Source organism: Faecalibacterium sp. I4-3-84 (genome assembly GCF_023347255.1).
In the GTDB taxonomy this organism is placed as follows: Bacteria; Bacillota; Clostridia; order Oscillospirales; family Ruminococcaceae; genus Faecalibacterium; species Faecalibacterium taiwanense.
Window position 1 is genome coordinate 2169499 of sequence record NZ_CP094466.1, and the last position, 18251, is coordinate 2187749.

Consider the following 18251-nt stretch of genomic DNA (forward strand, 5'->3'; position numbering starts at 1 on the left):
AATGCACCAAAGGAGAACTTATGACCACACAGACCCCTGATTCAAAGCCGCGTGCCCTCATTGCCATGAGCGGCGGCGTGGACAGCTCGGTGGCGGCATGGCTCATGCAGCAGGCAGGCTATGACTGCACCGGCATCACCATGCGGCTCACCCGCAACGAAACGCTGGGACAGTCCGGCTTTCACACCTGCTGCTCGGAAAAGGACATCGAGGACGCGGCAGAGGTGGCGTATGCCATGGATATCCCGTACGAGGTGCTGGATTTCACGGCCGACTTCCGGGAACAGATCATTGAAAAATTCGTCCGCGTGTATGAGGCGGGCGGCACGCCGAACCCCTGCATCGACTGCAATAAATATATGAAGTTCCGCCATCTGCTGGACTGGGCCCGGGCACACGGCATGGAGTATGTGGTCACGGGCCACTATGCCCGGGTGGAGCAGGACGATGCCACCGGCCGTTTCCTGCTCAAAAAGGGGCTGGACGAGGGCAAGGACCAGAGCTACGTGCTCTACAACCTCACTCAGGAGCAGCTGGCGCATATCCGTCTGCCGCTGGGCGGCCTGCACAAGACTGAGGTGCGCGAGATCGCGGAGCAGCACAAATTTGTCAATGCCCGCAAGCACGACAGTCAGGACATCTGCTTCGTGCCGGATGGCGACTATGCCCGCTTTATGGAGGACTTCACCGGCAAACACTACCCGGCAGGTGATTTTCTGGACGAGAGCGGCAGGGTGGTGGGCACCCACAATGGCGCGGTGCGGTACACCATCGGCCAGCGCAAGGGGCTGGGGCTTGCCATGGGGGCACCTGTGTACGTCTGCGGCAAGGACATGCAGGCAAACACCGTCACGGTAGGGCCGGAGGAGATGCTGTTCGACCGCATCGTGTATGCGGACGAGGTGAACTGGATCGCCATTCCGGAGCTGACCGGGCCGCTGCGGGTCACGGCCCGCACCCGGTACCATCAGGTGGAGCAGGCCGCCACCGTCTACCCGGCGGAGTGCGGCTTCCGGCTGGAATTTGACCAGCCCCAGCGCGCCCCTACGCCCGGTCAGGCCGTGGTGCTGTATCAGGGCGACACCGTGCTGGGCGGCGGCACCATTACGAGAGTGGAAAAGTAACAAGGAGAATAAAATGCAAAATCAGTATTCCCGCACGCAGTTGCTGCTGGGCGCGGAAGCTATGGAAAAACTGCACAATTCCCGCGTGGCGGTGTTCGGCATCGGCGGCGTGGGCGGCTACACGGTGGAAGCGCTGGCGCGCAGCGGCGTGGGGGCACTGGATCTGATCGATGATGATAAGGTCTGCCTGACCAACCTCAACCGCCAGATCATCGCCACCCGCAGCACGGTAGGGCAATATAAGGTAGATGTGGCTGCGCAGCGCATCCACGACATTGACCCGGACATCAGGGTGACCACCCACCGGTGCTTCTTTGGCCCGGAAACACAGGACCAGTTCGACTTTACCCAGTACGACTATGTGGTGGATGCCATTGACACCGTCACCGGCAAGCTGGCCCTTGTGATGAAGTGCAAGGAGGCGGGCACTCCCATCATCTGCTCCATGGGCGCAGGCAACAAGATGGACCCGACCCGCTTTGAAGTGACCGATATCTACAAGACCTCGGTCTGCCCACTGGCTAAGGTGATGCGCACCGAGTGCCGCAAGCGCAAAATCAAGCACCTGAAGGTGGTCTACTCCAAGGAGCCTGCCATGACCCCCATCGAGGATGACGCCATCAGCTGCAAGTATCACTGTATCTGCCCTCCGGGCACCCAGCGCAAGTGCACCCAGCGCCGTTCGGTGCCGGGCTCCAATGCCTTTGTACCCTCGGTGGCTGGCCTGATCATCGGCGGCGAGGTGGTAAAAGACCTTGTGGGCTTTGTACCGATGAAGGGCTGATATTTAAAATAGTTTTTACGGAACCCCGGAAAAGTCTGCGGATTTTTCTGGGGTCTTTTCTGTTATGGACAGTGTCACCGCCCGCTCTGTCCTTCTTCCGCTCGCCAGACCACCAGCGGGATGCAGCCCTCGCACTCCCCAGAAGAAAATATCGTCGATTATAGTTCTGGCCCGACCTTCAGACATGGCATCGCGTCATCCTGCCAGAGCAGGCGGCACCGCTGCGGCACAGGCTTCAAAAATACTGCAAAAATAAATTTGCAACTAATTTGCATTTTGGTATTGCAATTGGAGAGAATATCGTGTATAATCATCCCTGTTCAAAAATGCAACCAATTTGCAATTTACTAAAATGAAGCGACGAACGGTCGTTTTTAGGAGCGTATATGGAACTGTTTCTGGATGTTCTGGGCGAATCTCTGGTGGATACCGCTAAGATGCTGCCCTTCCTGTTTTTGGCTTATCTTCTGATCGAGTATATCGAGACCCGCCACGGTGAGCGCATTGAAGCACTGCTGGCAGGCGGCGGGCGCTGGGGCGCGATTCCGGGCGCGGTGCTGGGCTGTGTGCCGCAGTGCGGCTTCTCGGCCATTGCGTCCAACTTCTACTCCTCCCGTGTGATCACGCTGGGCACCCTGATGGCCGTCTACCTTGCCACCAGCGACGAAGCCATCCCGCTGCTGGTATCCATGCCGGCTTATTGGGACAAGCTGGCGGTGCTCATGGTCATCAAGGTGGTATACGCCATTGTGGTGGGCTTTGTGCTGGATTTTGTCCTGCGCGGCGTACTGCCCAAATCGCTGCGCGGCGGCTACACCGGCCATGCGGATGAAGTGGACTGTCACGAGGAGCACAGCGACGAAGAGGGCAAGCCTGCCCCCATCTGGAAAGCGGCCCTGCGCCACACGCTGGAGATTTTTGTGTTCATCTTTGCGTTCAGTCTGGTGTTCGGCCTGATCGTCGAGGGCGTGGGCGAAGATGTGTTTGCAGACCTTCTGGGCAGCATGGGCTTCTTCCAGCCGGTAGTGGCTGCGCTGGTGGGCCTGATCCCCAACTGCGCCGCCAGCGTGCTGCTGACCCAGCTGTATGTGGAGGGTGCTCTGCGCTTTTCCAGTCTGGTGGCGGGCCTTTGCACCGGTGCAGGCGTGGGCCTTGCGGTGCTGTGGCGCACCAATCCTTCGTGGAAGCAGAACCTGTTCATCACCGGCCTGACATGGGGTGCAGGCGCATTCCTCGGCGTGGCAATGCAGGTGGTCGTGGCAGTGTTTGCGTGATCACAAGAAGGAGCCGCAAAGAAAACGGCATCGTGAAATAAAATAAGGCTATTGCATGGAATTCTGTGCGATAGCCTTATTTTTATGCCCAAATGCACCCCAATTTTAAAAAAGTATGGTATACTGGTACAAAACTCAGTTCCATAGGGGAGAATAGAATGCAATATAAGATTCTGGCAAGCGATTACGACAACACACTGGTGCCCTTTGGCGAGGGCAAGCCGCGTCAGAAGGTGGTAAAAGCCATCAAAAAGCTGCAGGCCGCAGGCGGCAGATTTGTGCTCAGCACCGGCCGTGCGTATCCGTGCGTCAACCTCAAAGGGCAGCTGGGCGGCATCCGGTTCGATTATGCCATCACCTGCAACGGTGCCTGTGTGGTGGACCGCGAGGGCCGTATCGTGGCCGAGCACCCGCTCACTGCAGAGGAAATGTATGCACTGGTGGATTTCTGCGAGGATTATAACTATCCGCTGCAGTTCAATTTCAGGGATGCCTGCTACGCCTACTGCGAGTATGAATATCTGCACAGGGGCTATCAGCAGATGAACAGCATCGGGCTGGACTGTGTGGACGGTGAAGATCAGGACCGCCACCTGATCGACATGCCCCACGCGGCCTTTGCGGCCATGCCGCCGGAGCGTGTGGCGGACTTCAACGCCAAGTACGGCCATCTGGGCCTGCACTGGATGCAGGTGGGCGCGCAGAATGCCGACGGCCTGTGCTACTACGACATCGTGCGCGGTGGAATGGACAAAGGCGTTGGCCTTGCCGACCTGTGCGAAAAGATGGGCCTGACACTGGCCGATGCCGTGGCGGCAGGCGATTCTGCCAACGATGTGGCCATGCTGAAGGCAGCGGGCCTTGGCTGCTGCATGGCAAACGGCACGCCGGACGCAAAGGCTGCCGCCGACCGCATCATTGGCGATGTGCGGGAGGACGGCCTTGCCGACCTGATCGATGAGCTGTGGTTCGACGGCCCCAGAGCAGAGCCGTCCGGCCGCGACCTTGGCTCGCCTTGGGATAAAATTGAAAGTGCAGGCGGACAATGAGCTTTGAACCGGTGTATAACGAACACAGCCGGGCGCTGATCCTTGGCACATGGCCCAGCCCCAAAAGCCGGGAGATGGCCTTTTACTACGGCCACCCGCAGAACCGCTTCTGGCCCGTGCTGGCCGCGCTGACCGGTGAGCCGGTGCCTGCCCGTGAGGACATTGAAGCCAAAAAGCAGATCATCCTGCGCCATGGGCTGGCCCTCTGGGACACGCTGGAACGCTGCACCATCACCGGCGCAGCGGACGCTTCCATCAAGGATGCAGTGCCGAATGATATTGCTGCTCTGCTGGCAAAGGCGCCCATCGAAGCAGTATTCTGCAACGGAGCCACCGCATACCGGATCTATACAAAGTATCTGCAGCCGGTGTCCGGCATTGCAGCGGTAAAGCTGCCCAGCACCAGCCCGGCAAACGCTGCCTGCCGCCCGGAAAAACTGCGCGAAATCTGGGGCGCGGCCCTCTTGCCGTGGATCAACAAATGATGGCCAGGTTGTAAATTATCCGTGAAAGCCTTGCGTTTTTCGCGGGGTGCGGTATTATGGATGACATAAGGGGCAATGCCCCGGACAAGGAGAAGAAACATGAGCAAGATCATCCGCACCAGAAAGCCCAGCGTTCTGCCATTTTATGCAATGGCACTGGTCTTTTTGGTATTGTGCGCGGTACTGCCGGTGTATAAGCTGTGGGCGCTTCTGGCGGCGCTGGGCGGTGCATTTGTGGCCTTTGGTGCGGCACAGAAGGTCTGCCCGCCCCGGGTGGTGGAGCACGAAGTGCCTTTCCACACCGGTGTGGAGGATGTGGACGCGATGCTGACCGACATTCAGCAGAAACTGGATACCCTGCACACCCTCAACGAGCAGCTGCCGGACCCGCAGCTCTCTGCCGCCATGACCCGCATGGAAAAGGCGGGCCGCTCCATTGTGGAAGCGGTGGAAGCAAACCCGGAAAAGGCAAAGCAGGTGCGCAGGTTCGCAAACTATTACCTGCCGGATGCGGTGAACGTTCTGCAGCAGTATGCAAAGCTGGCAAAGCAGGGCGTGCGCGGCGAGAATGCCGCAGCCATCCGTACCGAGGTGGAGCACAATGCTGCTTCCATTGCCACGGCGTTTGAAAACCAGCTGGATGCCCTGTACGCCGCCGAGAGCATGGATCTTTCGGCAGATATCACGGTGCTGCAGAACATGCTCAAAGGGCAGGGCCTGAGCTAAGAAAAAAGGTAAACGGTATTTGGAAAGGAAGGAATCTCTTATGGCTGATAATACATTCAACTTTGACCTCGATGCACCCGCAGTACCCACCCTGACGCTGGACCCCACCCCGGCAGAAGAGGAAAAGGCGGCACCCGCCCAGCAGGAAGCTGCCGCACCGGAACAGCCGCAGGTGAACCTGACCCCGGAAGAACAGGCCATGGTGGATCAGTTTGCTGAAAAGATCGATATTACCAACAGCCAGCAGGTGCTGCAGTACGGCTCCGCCTGTCAGAAGAAGATCGGCGATTTCTCCGAGGCCGCCCTTTCCAAGGTGGCCACCAAGGATCTGGGCGAAGTGGGCGATATGATCACCAGCCTGATCGGTGAGCTGAAGAGCTTTGATGCAGGCGAGGAAGAAAAAAAGGGCATCCTCGGCTTCTTCAAGAAGAAGGGCGACCAGCTGGATGCCATGAAGATGAAGTACAACAAGGCCGAGACCAACGTGGAAAAGATCCAGTCCATGCTGGAGGGCCATCAGGTGCAGCTGCTCAAAGACATCGCCATGCTGGATAAGATGTACGAGCTGAACATGGCCTACTTCAAGGAGCTGAGCATGTATATCCTTGCCGGCAAAAAGAAGCTGGCCGATGTGCGCGCAAACGAGCTGCAGCAGGCCATGGATAAGGCCAAGGCTTCCGGCCTGCCGGAGGATGCACAGGCGGCTCGTGATCTGGCCGACCAGTGCGAACGCTTTGAGAAGAAGCTCTATGATCTGGAACTGACCCGCAACATCAGCCTGCAGATGGGGCCGCAGATCCGCCTGCTGCAGAACAACGACACCATGATGGCAGAGAAGATCCAGTCCACCATCGTCAACACCATCCCCCTGTGGAAGAACCAGATGGTGCTGGCACTGGGTCTGGCCCACAGCCAGCAGGCCATGCAGGCCGAGCGTGCCGTGACCGACATGACCAACGACCTGCTCAAGAAGAACGCCGAGGCCCTGAAGATGGGTACCATCGAGACCGCAAAGGAATCTCAGCGCGGTGTGGTGGATATCGAGACCCTGCAGCAGACCAACAAGAGCCTGATCGAGACGCTGGACGAGCTGAACAAGATCCAGAGCGAGGGCCGCGCAAAGCGCGCTGCCGCCGAGCAGGAGCTGAACCGCATCGAGGACGAACTGAAAGCAAAAATGATGGAGATCCGGAGCTGAGATGGCAAACGCAGATTTTTCGCAAAAACAGAACAGCACTTCCGGCGGTTTTGACGCGGGCAGCTACCGCGAACAAAAGCAGCCGGAGCAGGCCGTGCCGCTGACACCTCTGCAGCAGAAGCTGGCAGGGCTGGAAGCAAAGCTGCCCGCAGCCCTTTCCACCCGCGCAGCTGCACTGGCGCTGAGCGTGGTGGTGATGCTGGCGGCCTTTTTGGGCTTTGGCAGCGCCAAGCTGCGCAGCCGGTACAACGAAGTCCGCAAATGGTACACGGTGGGTGTGGCGGCAGACAACGGCTATAACCTCAACGAAGAGCTGACCACCCGCATGAACACGGCGGCAAACATCATCACCACCGCCGGCAGCACGCTGGGAGCGGACAGTGCCGAGGTACAGGCCGCACAGAGCGCGCTGAGCGATTTTACCGCCTGTCTGGAAGCCGTGCAGAACGGCGGCAAAAGTCAGGCACTCACCTCGCTGCCCTATTATCAGGGCAGCACGATGCATGCGCTGTATCAGGCTAACGAGGTGCTGGGGTCGCGGATCGATCAGCTCTACGCAAAACTGCAGGAGCAGGCCGCAGACCCCATGAAGATGGGCGCGGTGCAGGGCCAGTACGGCCAGTTCAACAGTGCGGCTACCATTATCGGCACCCTGAAATACAACGATGCCGTTTACGACTACCAGAAAGAGACCGGCGGCTTTCCGGCCAGCGTGTTGGGAGCCATTGCCGGTGTAAAGGAGGTTGAACCCTTCGCATGAAAAATTTTGCAAAACGCGTAAGCGCTCTGGTGCTGGCCCTTGTGGTGGGCGCAGCGGCCCTGTGCCCGGCGGCCCTTGCCGCCGCCAGCCTGCCGGACCTGCCCAGAGACGAATGTGTGGTGGATGATGCCAACATCCTGAGCGACAGCACTACCCAGACCATCGTTGATCTGAACAACCAGCTGCAGTCCAGCTGCAACGGAGCACAGATCGGCGTACTGACTGTAGATTATACGGGTAATTATTCCACTGAGGATTATGCAACACAGGCCTTCAACGCCTGGGGCATCGGCGATGCTACGAATAATAACGGCGTGCTGATCCTGCTGGTGATGGAATCGCCCATCTACGAGGACGGCGATTACTACGTGACCTACGGCGACGGCTTCCGCAATACCACGCTGGAAAGTCAGGCCAGTGCCATTGCCCAGAGCATGGAAAACGACTTTGCTGCCTATGATTACGACGGTGCAGTGACCACCTGTGCCAACAATGTGGCCAGCACCATTGCGGATATCTACGGTGTGAGCCTTTCGGGCAATAATGGCAGCTATGCCCAGCCGGACGACGGCCCCACCACTTTTGAGGATGTCGTTCTGGGCATCGTGATCCTGTTCATGTCCCTGATGGTGATGCTGATCATCGTGCTGTTCGTGTTCCGGGTGTTCATTGCACCCATCGGCCACGCAGCAGGCTGGAACTGGGGTCCCTTTGCATGGGGCTACATGGCAGGTTCGGCCCGTCGGCACCGTCCCGGCCCGCCGCCTCCTCCGGGCCCCGGCTTCGGTCCCGGATACGGCCCGGGCTATGGCCCCGGCCCCCGCAATGACCGGCCCCGCCCGCCCCGGAACAACAACCGGCGTCCGCCCCGTCCTCCCATGGGCGGCGGCTTTGGCGGCGGGTCCTTCGGTGGCTCCCGCGGAGGCGGCTCCTTTGGGGGCGGCTCGTTCGGCGGCGGCAGCTTCGGCGGCGGCTCCTTCGGTGGAATGGGCGGCGGCGGCAGCCACGGCGGCGGCGGTGGCCGCGGCCGTTAAAAACACAAAAACACGGAGAACTGCTGTGGGCGGTATGCCTGCGGCAGTTCTCTTTTTCGGTTTCAGGCGTGAAGGAAATTCATTTGACAAATCAACTTTGCTAACCTATACTGAGAAACATGCATAATAAGCCAGAAATAAAGGCTCTGAGGGCGGAAAAGCCGCAGAGCAGGGAACGATAAAAATAGAGGGAGAAAACCATGCTGACTCTGGATAAGATCTACCATGCAGCCTTTGTGCTCAAGGATGTTGCCCGCAAGACCGACCTCATCGAGGCACCCAAGCTCTCCAAGGACTGCCAGCTGTACCTGAAAACCGAAAACCTGCAGGCCACCGGCAGCTTTAAGGTGCGCGGTGCTTACTATAAGATCAGCCAGCTTTCCGAGGAGGAGAGCGCCAAGGGCGTGATCGCCTGCTCTGCCGGCAACCACGCACAGGGCGTGGCGCTGGCTGCTACCCGTCGCGGCATCAAGAGCATCGTCTGTATGCCGGACGGTGCCCCCATCATGAAGGTGGAGAATACCAAGAATCTGGGCGCAGAGGTGTGTCTGGTGCCCGGCACCTACGATGATGCCCACGACAAGGCTGTGGAGCTGCAGGAAGAGACCGGCATGACCTTTATCCACCCCTATGACGATGAGCAGGTCATCGCGGGGCAGGGAACCATTGGTCTGGAAATTCTGGATCAGCTGCCGGATGTGGATGCGGTCGTTGTGCCGGTGGGCGGCGGCGGCCTGATCTCCGGCGTGGCCTTTGCTATCAAGAGTCTGCGCCCGGAGGTGAAGGTCTATGGCGTACAGGCCGAGGGTGCACCCAGCATGTACCGCAGCCTGCACGAGCATAAGTACCAGACCCTGAAAGCCGTTTCTACCTTTGCAGACGGCATTCAGGTCAAGACTCCCGGTGAGCTGACCTACCAGATCTGTGAGCAGTATGTGGACGACATCGTGACCGTGAGCGAGGATGAGACCGCTGCCGCCATCCTCTCGCTGATGGAGAACCAGAAGCTGGTTGCCGAGGGTGCCGGAGCCGTGCCGGTGGCTGCAGTGCTGTTCCACAAGCTGCCGGTCGAGGGCAAAAAGGTGGCCTGCGTCGTCTCCGGCGGCAACATCGATGTGAACATCCTCAACCGCGTGATCACCCGTGGTCTGGTCATGAGCGGCCGCAAGGCGAACATGACCATTGCGCTGGAGGACAGGCCCGGCCAGCTCAAGAAGGTGGCCGAGATCGTGTCCCGCTGCGGCAGCAATGTGGTGTCGGTGCAGCACGATGGCTCCGATCCCAATATGCCCATTTCCAGCTGCTTCCTCAAGCTCACTCTTGAGACCCGCGATGCCGAGCAGATCGAGCAGATCCGCGCAGAGCTTGCAAAAGAGGGTTTCCAGCTTGTGAGCGAAAGAGTATAATAGAAGAAAAAAGAAAGGAACGTTTTATCATGAAAGTCGTTTCCACTTCCAACGCACCCGCAGCCATCGGCCCTTACAGCCAGGCGATCGATCTGGGCAATATGGTGTTTGTTTCCGGCCAGATCCCGGTAGACCCTGCTACCGGCAAGATGGCCGATACGGTTGAAGAGCAGGCTGCGCAGAGTCTTGCAAACCTCAAGGCCATTCTGGCCGAGGCTGGCCTTTCCATGGCAAATGTGGTCAAGACTGTCATTTTTCTGGCCGATATCAACGATTTTGCCGCTGTGAATGCCGTGTATGCCAAGGCCTTTGCTGAGCCGTTCCCTGCCCGCAGCTGCGTGCAGGTGGCCGCCATCCCCAAGGGCGCAAAGCTGGAGATCGAGTGCATCGCCGTGCGCGAATAATCAGGCCTAAACACAAAAGGGGCTGTGCCGCTGGCACAGCCCCTTTTGCATGTATGAGGAAGAATGAGAACAGCAATTACGGGCGCAGACCCATGCCGCCCTCCAGCGTGAGAGTCTCGCCGGACAGATACTTGAAGTCCGGCATGGCCAGCTGCACGCATACCCGGCCGATCTCGGTCTCGGGGTTGGCGTAGTGGCCCATGGGCGGCATCTTGACGTTGGCCTTGAACGCATCTGGGTATGCCTGCTGGAACTGCTCCAGCTTGGCGGTCCAGGCCAGCGGGCAGATCACGTTGACATTGATGCCATCCTTGCCCCACTCAGTAGCGGCCACGCGGGACAGGCCGCGGATGCCCTCCTTGGCGGCAGCGTAGGCGCACTGGCCAAAGTTGCCAAACAAGCCTGCACCGGATGCAAAGTTGATTACGCTGCCCTTGGACTTGGCCAGATAGGGATAGCAGGCCTTCATATAGTAAAATGCGGCGTACAGGCCGGAATAAAGGGCCAGATCAAACTGCTCGGTGGTGTGCTCTGCCAGCGGCACGCCGGAAGCGGATGCCTGTGCGTTGTTCACCAGCACTTGAATGCCGCCAAAGGTATCCACAGCCTGCTTGACGACATTTTGCACGGTGGCTTCGTTGTCGGTGCCTGCACACACATCTGCCTGCACCGGCAGAACGCGGATGCCATACTTGGCTTCCAGCTCGTTTTTTGCCTCTTCCAGTTTTTTTACATTGCGGCCAGTGATGACCAGATTTGCGCCCTCTTTTGCAAAGGCGGTGGCAATGCCATAGCCGATGGAGCCGCAGCTGCCATCGGAAAGTACGGCGCGTCCTGCGCCGGTGATGATAGCGGTCTTACCCGTTAAAAAGCCCATAGTTGCCCTCCAGAAATACTCAGTTGATATATCAATTGGCTGATGTTGGCCATATTATAGCCTGAATTTCCATAGAATGCAAGGCTTTTTACCGATAAATAAAAAATAGACAAAGAATGCCGAGAAGGTGAAAAAATTCACGACTTCTCGGCATTTTGTGAAAGATTTATCAGAGACTTTGATGTTAAAATAAAGACAAACTAATTACTTCTGCACGCCCGCCTCGCACTGCTCAATAAACTGCTTTGCCACGCGGGGGCTGCGGCCGCCGGCGCGGATGGCAAAGGCTTCGGCTTTGACCAGCAGCTGATCCATCGGCATGTCGATGCCGTGCTGCTTTGCCAGTTCGGCCAGAATGGTCTCAAACCGGGCCTTCTCCGGCCGCTGGAAAGTGACCGTCAGGCCGAATCGGGCCGAAAGGCTCATCAGCTCCTGCCGGGTATCGGCTTCATGGATGTCGTCGCCGGTGCGGTCGGTCAGTGTTTCTTTAATAAGGTGGCGGCGGTTGGAGGTGGCGTATACCGCAATGTTTTTGGCTCTGCCGCCCACGCTGCCCTCCAGAATGGCCTTCAGGGCGGCAAAGTTGTCGTCGTTGGCGGTAAAGCTCAGGTCGTCGATGAACAGGATGAATTTGAGCGGGTTCGCGGCCAGTTTGTCCATCAGATCCGGGATCTGGTAGAGCTGGTTCTTCTTCACTTCCACCAGCCGCAGGCCTTCAGGTGCAAACTCATTGGCAATGGCTTTCACCGCACTGGACTTGCCGGTGCCTGCATCGCCGTACAGCAGCACATTGTTGGCGGGCATCCCGGCCAGCAGGGCCTTTGTGTTGGCAATGACCTTTTCGCGCTCCTTCTCGTAGCCGGGCAGCTCGGAAAGGCGCTGGGGATCCGGGTATTTCACCGGCACCAGCTGGCCGTTCTCCACCGTGAACACATGGTGCTTGGCAAACATGCCATAGCCCTTTTTTCCCACCTCGCTCATGCGCTGGGCGTAGGCGGCAGGCAGGTCGATGCTGGAGGTCTCCCACCGGGGCAGGAAAGCCAGCTCCTGCGCCTGCCCTGTGGCAGAACCGGCAGCGGCCAGCAGTTCGTCCAGCGTCAGGCCGCACAGAGCCTGCAGAAAAGCCAGTTCACTGTCCAGCGCGGTCTGCAATGCAGGGGCAAGGGTGCCCGATGCAGCCTGACGTACGCAGACGGTCTCGGCTTCCAGCACAGCGGCGCTGAGGTAGCTGCCCCAGTTGGTGGTGTGCTCGAACAGTGCGGCTTCAAATTGGGCCACAGCGTCGCACACCGGGCCATAGCCGGGCGCACCGGCTTCCATGCGGTCGGTCAGGTCCACAAGCTTTGCCACAACGGGGTCGTCCAGCAGGCTGCGGAAAACAACAAGCCCGTGCAGCCGGGCATTCCATTCTCTCAATTTCATATTCCTGTCCTCTAGTTGGTCTTAAATTAAACGCGCAGGCGCGCATATCAGAAGTATACAGCGCATTGTGCCATGGCGCAAGAGGTGTTCAATTAACTTCATGTTTGGGGTGATTCAGGTTACAAATTGTCGATTGACAAAAGGCCGATTTATAGTATAATTTACATCAACAAATGCGCAGATGGGAAAAAGTACCACACGATCCCCACTGTTCAGAGAGCTGCCGTCTGGTGCAAGGCAGTCAGTGCTTCGTGCGGAAAATCATCCCGGAGCAGCCTGCCCAACGGGTGCAAAACCCTTGTAAGCAGCGCCGGTTGCAGCCGTTACCGTGCAGGGCTTTGTTGGAAGCCCGTGAGAGGGTGTGCACAGCACGCCAACGAGAGTGGTACCGCAGAGAGCTTGATGATCACAAGGTCTTTGTCTCTTGATAACAGGGGACAAGGGCCTTTTCTTTTAAAAAAGAAGCTCCCCGGGAACGTGTAAAAAGTGGAAAAAGGTTAGGAAAACAGGAGAAACTCACCATGCAGTTGAATGGTTCTCAGATTTTTGTGGAGGTCCTCTGCGAGCAGGGCGTGGACACCCTTTTTGGTTATCCCGGCGGCGCAGTGCTGAATCTTTACGATGAGCTGTACAAAAATTCGGACCGCATCACCCATGTGCTGACGGCACATGAACAGGGCGCGGCCCACGCGGCAGACGGTTATGCCCGTGCCACCGGCCGCACCGGTGTGGTGCTGGCCACCAGCGGCCCGGGTGCCACCAATCTGGTCACCGGCATTGCCACAGCCTATATGGACTCGGTGCCCATGGTGGCCTTCACCGGCAACGTAGCCACGGCGGGCCTTGGCAAGGACGGCTTTCAGGAAGCCTACATTGAGGGCATCACGATGCCCATTACCAAGCACAACTTCACGGTGCGCCGGGTGGAAGAGCTGGCCGATACCATGCGCTCTGCCTTCCGTATTGCACAGAGCGGCCGCAAGGGCCCGGTGCTGGTGGATATCCCCAAGGACGTGACAACGGCGGTATGCGAGTTCACCCCCAAAAAGCCGGAGCCCATCCGCACCGTGACCACCTTCAACGCGGAGCAGGTCAAGTGGGCAGCGGATCTTATCAATGCGGCCCAGCGCCCGCTGGTCTACTTTGGCGGCGGCGTGCGCAGCGCAGCCTCCTGCCAGCCGCTGCGTGATCTGCTGCACAAGGCAGAGATCCCGGCCACCTACACCCTGATGGCCGCAGGCGTTGTGCCCTACGGCGACCCGATGAACATTGGGATGGTGGGTATGCACGGCTGTTACACCTCCAATCGTGCCGTGGCCGACTGCGACGTGCTGATCGCGGTGGGCACCCGCTTCTCGGACCGTGTGGCCCTGAACCCCAAGACCTTTGCAAAGAACGCCACCATCATCCAGATCGACATCGACCCCAGTGAGCTGGGCAAGAATGTGGAGGTCGATCTTTCCATCGTGGGCGATGCCGCTTACGTGCTGAACGCCATGCTGCCGCAGATCGAGGAAAAGAAGCATCCCGACTGGATGAAGATGATCCGTGAGTGGCAGGCACAGGATTACCACCCGGTGTCCGACCCCACCCGCCTGATGCCCCATCAGGTGATCGGCGAGGTGTGCAACCAGTGCGGCCCGGAGGCCGTGTATGTGACCGATGTGGGCCAGCACCAGATGTGGGCGGCACAGTACCTGCGCCACGCCAAGAGCCGCGGCTTTATCACCAGCGGCGGTCTGGGCACCATGGGCTTTGGCTACGGTGCCGCCATTGGCGCACAGATGGCTCTGGGCCGCGACCAGCGGGTGGTCATGTTTACCGGCGACGGCTCCTTCCACATGAACCTGAACGAGGCCTGCACCGCCGTGAGCTATGAGCTGCCCATCATCACCGTGATCTTCAACAACTCGGTGCTGGGCATGGTGCGCCAGTGGCAGACCACCTTCTACGAAAAGCGCTACAGCCAGACCGATCCCCACCGCAAGACGGACTTCGTCAAGCTGGCCGAGGGCTTTGGCCTGAAGGGCTACCGCTGCAGAAACCTGCCGGAGTTTCAGGCTGCTTTTGCGGATGCGATGAAGCAGAAAGGCCCTACCTGGATCGAGTGCATCATCGATAAGGACGAAAAGGTGCTGCCCATGATCCCCGGCGGCGGCGACATCAACGATATCATCATGGAATAAGGAGGGCACAGCAATATGGAATCCAACAAGCGCAGGGTCATCAGCCTGCTGGTGGACAACCAGAGCGGTGTTCTGGCCCGTGTGTCCAACCTGTTCTGCCGCCGCGGCTTCAACATCGACAGCCTGACGGTCTCGGCCACCAACGACCCGGCAGTCAGCCGCATCACCGTGACCATTACCAGCGATGACAAGGCCCTCAAGCAGCTGATCCTGCAGACCGAACGGCTGGAAGTTACCCGTCAGGTGTTCGTGCTGGACGGCGAAAAATCTCTGGAACGGGAACTGCTGCTGCTGAAGGTAGCATCCGATGTGCACAACCGCAGCGAGCTGCGGGAGATCGCCAGCATCTACAAGGCCAAGATCATCGACCTTTCGCCGGACAGCATGGTGTTTGAGCTGATCGGCAAGCCGGATAAGATCGATGCCTTCCTGAAAATGTTTACAGATTACAAAATTTTGGAGCAGTGCCGCACCGGCGTTACCGCACTGGAGCGCGGCGGGATGCATCAGCATATGCAGAAGCCTCCGCAGGAGGTGCGCGAAGCACAGCTGCCTCTGCCGGGGACCCACTGCCCGGAACGAACCTGAGCTTTTCCGCTCTCAAGGAGCGAAAAAATAAAATGTTTACAATCAGCCACTGAATAAACACAAAACAAAAAAGGAGAACAACTACCATGGCTATCAAGAAATACTACGATTCCGACTGCAACCTCGGCGTGCTGGACGGCAAGACCGTCGCTGTCATCGGCTTCGGCAGCCAGGGCCACGCCCATTCCGAGAACCTGGCCGAGAGCGGCGTGAACGTCGTCGTCGGCCTGCGCAAGGGCTCTGCTCACTGGGAGAAGGCTTCTGAGTTCGCAGCAACTCACGAGAACTTCAAGGTCATGGAAGTGGAAGAAGCTGCCAAGGCCGGCGACGTTGTCATGATGCTGGTGCCCGATGAGCTGTGCGCTGACATCTATAACAAGCAGGTGGCTCCCTACATGACCGAGGGCAAGGCACTGGCCTTTGCACACGGCTTCAACATCCACTTCAAGACCATCACTGCTCCTAAGAACGTTGACGTTATCATGATCGCTCCCAAGGGCCCCGGCCACATCGTCCGCCGCCTGTACACCGAGGGTGAGGGCTGCCCCTCTCTGATCTGCGTGGAGCAGGACTACACCGGCAAGGCTAAGGATATTGCTCTGGCATACGCTTCCGGCATCGGCGCTGGCCGTGCAGGCATCCTGCAGACCACCTTCAAGGAGGAGACCGAGACCGACCTGTTCGGCGAGCAGGCAGTGCTGTGCGGTGGCGTTTCCGAGCTGATCCACGCCGGTTTCGATACGCTGGTGGAAGCTGGCTACGAGCCCGAGATGGCATACTTTGAGACCTGCCACGAGATGAAGCTGATCGTTGACCTGATCAACGAGGGCGGCTTCTCCAAGATGCGTTACTCCATCTCCAACACCGCTGAGTACGGCGACTACCGCACCGGCAAGCGCCTGATCACCGCCGAGACCCGCAAGGAGATGAAGAAGGTCCTGACCGAGATCCAGGACGGCACCTTCGCTTCCGAGTTCCTGACCGAGATGAGCCCCAACGGTGGCCGCAAGGTGCACTTCCTGGCAAAGCGCCGCATGGAAGCAGAGCTGCCCATCGAGAAGGTCGGCGCAGAGCTGCGCGGCATGATGAGCTGGCTGAAGAAGTAAGGGGAAAACCCTCTCAGGCCGCCTTTCGGCGGCCAGCTCCCCCGAAAGGGGGAGCTTTTGTTGAAAGTGAGAACCTTATAGATCCTCCGCAAAAACCTCTCCCCTTCGGGAGAGGTGGCACGGCGCAGCCGTGACGGAGAGGTTTTTTGTCAGAAAAGAGGATTTGAAATGAGAAGCGACAATGTGACCAAGGGTTCGGAGCGTGCGCCGAACCGAAGCCTGTTCTACGCACTGGGCTATACCAAGGAAGAGCTGGAGCGCCCGCTGATCGGCGTGGTGAGCGCCTACAGCGAGATCGTGCCCGGCCATATGAATCTGGACAAGATCGCCGATGCCGTAAAGGCCGGTGTTGAGATGGCAGGCGGCACCCCCATCCTGATCCCCGCCATTGGCGTGTGCGACGGCATCGCCATGGGCCATGTGGGCATGAAGTACAGCCTTGCATCCCGTGAGCTGATCTGCGACAGCGTGGAGACCATGCTCATGGCCCACCAGCTGGACGGTCTGGTGCTGGTGCCCAACTGCGACAAGATCGTGCCCGGCATGGTCATGGCCGCTGTCCGTATGGATGTGCCCGCTGTGGTCTGCTCCGGCGGCCCCATGCTGGCCGGTACCTACGGCGGCGAAGAGGTCAGCCTTTCCAAGATGTTCGAGGCTGTGGGTGCCTACAAGGCCGGTATGATCACCGAGAATCAGCTGGAAGACTGCACCTGCAACTGCTGCCCCAGCTGCGGCAGCTGCTCCGGCATGTACACCGCCAACAGCATGAACTGCCTGTGCGAGGCCATCGGCATCGCACTGCCCGGCAACGGCACCATTCCTGCCGTCTACTCCAAGCGTCTGCAGCTGGCAAAGCACGCCGGTATGGCCATCATGGATATGGTCAAGAAGGGCATCACCGCACGCCAGATCATCAACGAGCGCTCCATCCGCAACGCTCTTACCTGCGATATGGCGCTGGGCTGCTCCACCAACACCGTGCTGCACCTGCTGGCCATCGCCTATGAGGCCGGTGTGCCCATCGACCTGAAGCTGTTCAATGAGATCAGCGCCAAGACCCCGAACCTGTGCCATCTGGCACCGGCCGGCCCCACCCACATGCCGGATCTCTACGCCGCAGGCGGCATCCCCGCCGTGCAGGCAGAGCTGGCCAAGAAGGGCCTGCTGGATCTGGATGTGCCCACCGTTACCGGCAAGACGCTGGGCGAGAACATCAAGGGCGCACACATCCTGAACGACAAGGCCATCCGTCCCATCGACAACCCCTACTCCCAGACCGGCGGTCTGCAGATCCTGTGGGGCAACATTGCACCGGACGGCTGTGTGGTCAAGCGCAGCGCCGTGGCCCCCGAGATGCAGCAGCATTCCGGCCCGGCCCGCGTGTTCAACAGCGAGGACGAGGCCATTGCCGCCATCTATGCGGGCAAGATCGTCCCGGGCGATGTAGTGGTCATCCGCTACGAAGGCCCCAAGGGCGGCCCCGGTATGCGTGAGATGCTGAACCCCACCTCCGCACTGGCCGGCATGAAGCTGGACAAGACCGTGGCCCTCATCACCGACGGCCGCTTCTCCGGCGCGAGCCGCGGCGCAGCCATCGGCCATGTCAGCCCGGAGGCTGCTTCCGGCGGCCCCATCGGCCTGATCGAGGAGGGAGATACCATCAACATTGATATCCCCAATGCCTCCATCACGCTGGAGGTCAGCGACGAAGTTCTGGCCCAGCGCAAGGCAAAGTATGTTGCACCCGAACCCAACATCAAAACCGGCTGGCTGAGCCGCTACGCACGCATGGTCACCAGTGCAAATCTGGGCGCCGTGCTGAAGTAAT

The 18251-nt window shown here is 59.1% G+C and carries 17 protein-coding genes and 1 other annotated feature; of the genes, 15 read left to right on the forward strand and 2 right to left on the reverse strand.

Translation table 11 applies throughout. From position 1 onward, the window contains the following. Positions 1-20: 20 nt before the first annotated feature. The 11 genes from mnmA (at position 21) to MTP41_RS10655 (ending at position 10244) form a co-directional block, all read left to right on the forward strand. Positions 21-1124, forward strand: coding sequence for a tRNA 2-thiouridine(34) synthase MnmA (mnmA, locus tag MTP41_RS10605; protein WP_097776723.1), 1104 nt, complete (start codon positions 21-23; stop codon positions 1122-1124). Between the two features lie 13 nt (positions 1125-1137). Next, entirely contained in the window at positions 1138-1908 is a 771-nt protein-coding gene (locus MTP41_RS10610; RefSeq protein ID WP_097780951.1) for a tRNA threonylcarbamoyladenosine dehydratase, read from the forward strand. A 386-nt stretch (positions 1909-2294) separates the two neighbouring features. Then, positions 2295-3182: a putative manganese transporter gene (locus tag MTP41_RS10615; protein ID WP_005941425.1), complete on the forward strand. Its 888-nt coding sequence runs from the start codon at positions 2295-2297 to the stop codon at positions 3180-3182. Between the two features lie 158 nt (positions 3183-3340). Continuing rightward, a complete protein-coding gene (locus MTP41_RS10620) occupies positions 3341-4231 on the forward strand; it encodes an HAD-IIB family hydrolase (protein WP_187119402.1) in 891 nt (296 codons plus the stop codon). Further along, a complete protein-coding gene (locus MTP41_RS10625) occupies positions 4228-4716 on the forward strand; it encodes a DNA-deoxyinosine glycosylase (protein ID WP_120020958.1) in 489 nt (162 codons plus the stop codon). Before MTP41_RS10620 ends, MTP41_RS10625 begins: the two co-directional genes overlap by 4 nt. Positions 4717-4815: 99 nt before the next feature. After that, on the forward strand, positions 4816-5442 hold the full coding sequence (locus MTP41_RS10630; protein WP_005941432.1) for a 5-bromo-4-chloroindolyl phosphate hydrolysis family protein: 627 nt from the start codon (positions 4816-4818) through the stop codon (positions 5440-5442). Between the two features lie 40 nt (positions 5443-5482). Then, positions 5483-6640 carry a toxic anion resistance protein gene (locus tag MTP41_RS10635; RefSeq protein WP_249235493.1) on the forward strand — a complete coding sequence of 386 codons (1158 nt, stop codon included), beginning with the start codon at positions 5483-5485 and terminating at the stop codon, positions 6638-6640. Between the two features lies 1 nt (position 6641). After that, entirely contained in the window at positions 6642-7400 is a 759-nt protein-coding gene (locus MTP41_RS10640; protein ID WP_249235494.1) for a LemA, read from the forward strand. After that, a complete protein-coding gene (locus MTP41_RS10645) occupies positions 7397-8434 on the forward strand; it encodes a TPM domain-containing protein (RefSeq protein ID WP_249235495.1) in 1038 nt (345 codons plus the stop codon). Before MTP41_RS10640 ends, MTP41_RS10645 begins: the two co-directional genes overlap by 4 nt. A 200-nt stretch (positions 8435-8634) precedes the next feature. Next, complete coding sequence (gene ilvA / locus MTP41_RS10650; RefSeq protein WP_154260834.1) at positions 8635-9840, forward strand: threonine ammonia-lyase; 1206 nt, start codon at positions 8635-8637, stop codon at positions 9838-9840. A 29-nt stretch (positions 9841-9869) separates the two neighbouring features. Beyond that, on the forward strand, positions 9870-10244 hold the full coding sequence (locus MTP41_RS10655) for a RidA family protein (RefSeq protein WP_097774035.1): 375 nt from the start codon (positions 9870-9872) through the stop codon (positions 10242-10244). Between the two features lie 76 nt (positions 10245-10320). Here the strand turns inward: MTP41_RS10655 and MTP41_RS10660 are convergent, their stop codons facing one another. Further along, positions 10321-11121: an SDR family NAD(P)-dependent oxidoreductase gene (locus tag MTP41_RS10660; protein ID WP_097776716.1), complete on the reverse strand. Its 801-nt coding sequence runs from the start codon at positions 11119-11121 to the stop codon at positions 10321-10323. Between the two features lie 204 nt (positions 11122-11325). Beyond that, positions 11326-12543 carry an ATP-binding protein gene (locus tag MTP41_RS10665; RefSeq protein ID WP_118529106.1) on the reverse strand — a complete coding sequence of 406 codons (1218 nt, stop codon included), beginning with the start codon at positions 12541-12543 and terminating at the stop codon, positions 11326-11328. Between the two features lie 169 nt (positions 12544-12712). Beyond that, positions 12713-12971 (forward strand) — a binding site (T-box leader). A gap of 93 nt (positions 12972-13064) precedes the next feature. On the opposite strand from MTP41_RS10665, the gene ilvB reads away from it, so the two are divergent. The 4 genes from ilvB (at position 13065) to ilvD (ending at position 18250) form a co-directional block, all read left to right on the forward strand. After that, positions 13065-14729 carry a biosynthetic-type acetolactate synthase large subunit gene (gene ilvB / locus MTP41_RS10670; RefSeq protein ID WP_249235496.1) on the forward strand — a complete coding sequence of 555 codons (1665 nt, stop codon included), beginning with the start codon at positions 13065-13067 and terminating at the stop codon, positions 14727-14729. Positions 14730-14744: 15 nt separating this feature from the next. Then, complete coding sequence (gene ilvN / locus MTP41_RS10675; RefSeq protein ID WP_118529110.1) at positions 14745-15317, forward strand: acetolactate synthase small subunit; 573 nt, start codon at positions 14745-14747, stop codon at positions 15315-15317. Positions 15318-15403: 86 nt separating this feature from the next. Then, positions 15404-16423 carry a ketol-acid reductoisomerase gene (gene ilvC, locus MTP41_RS10680; protein WP_097774032.1) on the forward strand — a complete coding sequence of 340 codons (1020 nt, stop codon included), beginning with the start codon at positions 15404-15406 and terminating at the stop codon, positions 16421-16423. A gap of 168 nt (positions 16424-16591) precedes the next feature. Next, entirely contained in the window at positions 16592-18250 is a 1659-nt protein-coding gene (ilvD, locus tag MTP41_RS10685; RefSeq protein ID WP_249235497.1) for a dihydroxy-acid dehydratase, read from the forward strand. Position 18251: the final 1 nt, after the last annotated feature.

Excerpts from the sequence above, each read along its gene's own strand:
- ilvN (WP_118529110.1), top strand. The coding sequence starts at position 14,745 with ATGGAATCCAACAAGCGCAGGGTCATCAGCCTGCTGGTGGACAACCAG.
- ilvD (WP_249235497.1), top strand. The coding sequence starts at position 16,592 with ATGAGAAGCGACAATGTGACCAAGGGTTCGGAGCGTGCGCCGAACCGA.
- MTP41_RS10620 (WP_187119402.1), top strand. The coding sequence starts at position 3,341 with ATGCAATATAAGATTCTGGCAAGCGATTACGACAACACACTGGTGCCC.
- ilvA (WP_154260834.1), top strand. The coding sequence starts at position 8,635 with ATGCTGACTCTGGATAAGATCTACCATGCAGCCTTTGTGCTCAAGGAT.
- MTP41_RS10630 (WP_005941432.1), top strand. The coding sequence starts at position 4,816 with ATGAGCAAGATCATCCGCACCAGAAAGCCCAGCGTTCTGCCATTTTAT.
- MTP41_RS10660 (WP_097776716.1), bottom strand. The coding sequence starts at position 11,121 with ATGGGCTTTTTAACGGGTAAGACCGCTATCATCACCGGCGCAGGACGC.
- MTP41_RS10665 (WP_118529106.1), bottom strand. The coding sequence starts at position 12,543 with ATGAAATTGAGAGAATGGAATGCCCGGCTGCACGGGCTTGTTGTTTTC.
- MTP41_RS10640 (WP_249235494.1), top strand. The coding sequence starts at position 6,642 with ATGGCAAACGCAGATTTTTCGCAAAAACAGAACAGCACTTCCGGCGGT.
- MTP41_RS10635 (WP_249235493.1), top strand. The coding sequence starts at position 5,483 with ATGGCTGATAATACATTCAACTTTGACCTCGATGCACCCGCAGTACCC.
- ilvC (WP_097774032.1), top strand. The coding sequence starts at position 15,404 with ATGGCTATCAAGAAATACTACGATTCCGACTGCAACCTCGGCGTGCTG.
- MTP41_RS10655 (WP_097774035.1), top strand. The coding sequence starts at position 9,870 with ATGAAAGTCGTTTCCACTTCCAACGCACCCGCAGCCATCGGCCCTTAC.
- MTP41_RS10615 (WP_005941425.1), top strand. The coding sequence starts at position 2,295 with ATGGAACTGTTTCTGGATGTTCTGGGCGAATCTCTGGTGGATACCGCT.
- MTP41_RS10645 (WP_249235495.1), top strand. The coding sequence starts at position 7,397 with ATGAAAAATTTTGCAAAACGCGTAAGCGCTCTGGTGCTGGCCCTTGTG.
- mnmA (WP_097776723.1), top strand. The coding sequence starts at position 21 with ATGACCACACAGACCCCTGATTCAAAGCCGCGTGCCCTCATTGCCATG.
- ilvB (WP_249235496.1), top strand. The coding sequence starts at position 13,065 with ATGCAGTTGAATGGTTCTCAGATTTTTGTGGAGGTCCTCTGCGAGCAG.
- MTP41_RS10610 (WP_097780951.1), top strand. The coding sequence starts at position 1,138 with ATGCAAAATCAGTATTCCCGCACGCAGTTGCTGCTGGGCGCGGAAGCT.
- MTP41_RS10625 (WP_120020958.1), top strand. The coding sequence starts at position 4,228 with ATGAGCTTTGAACCGGTGTATAACGAACACAGCCGGGCGCTGATCCTT.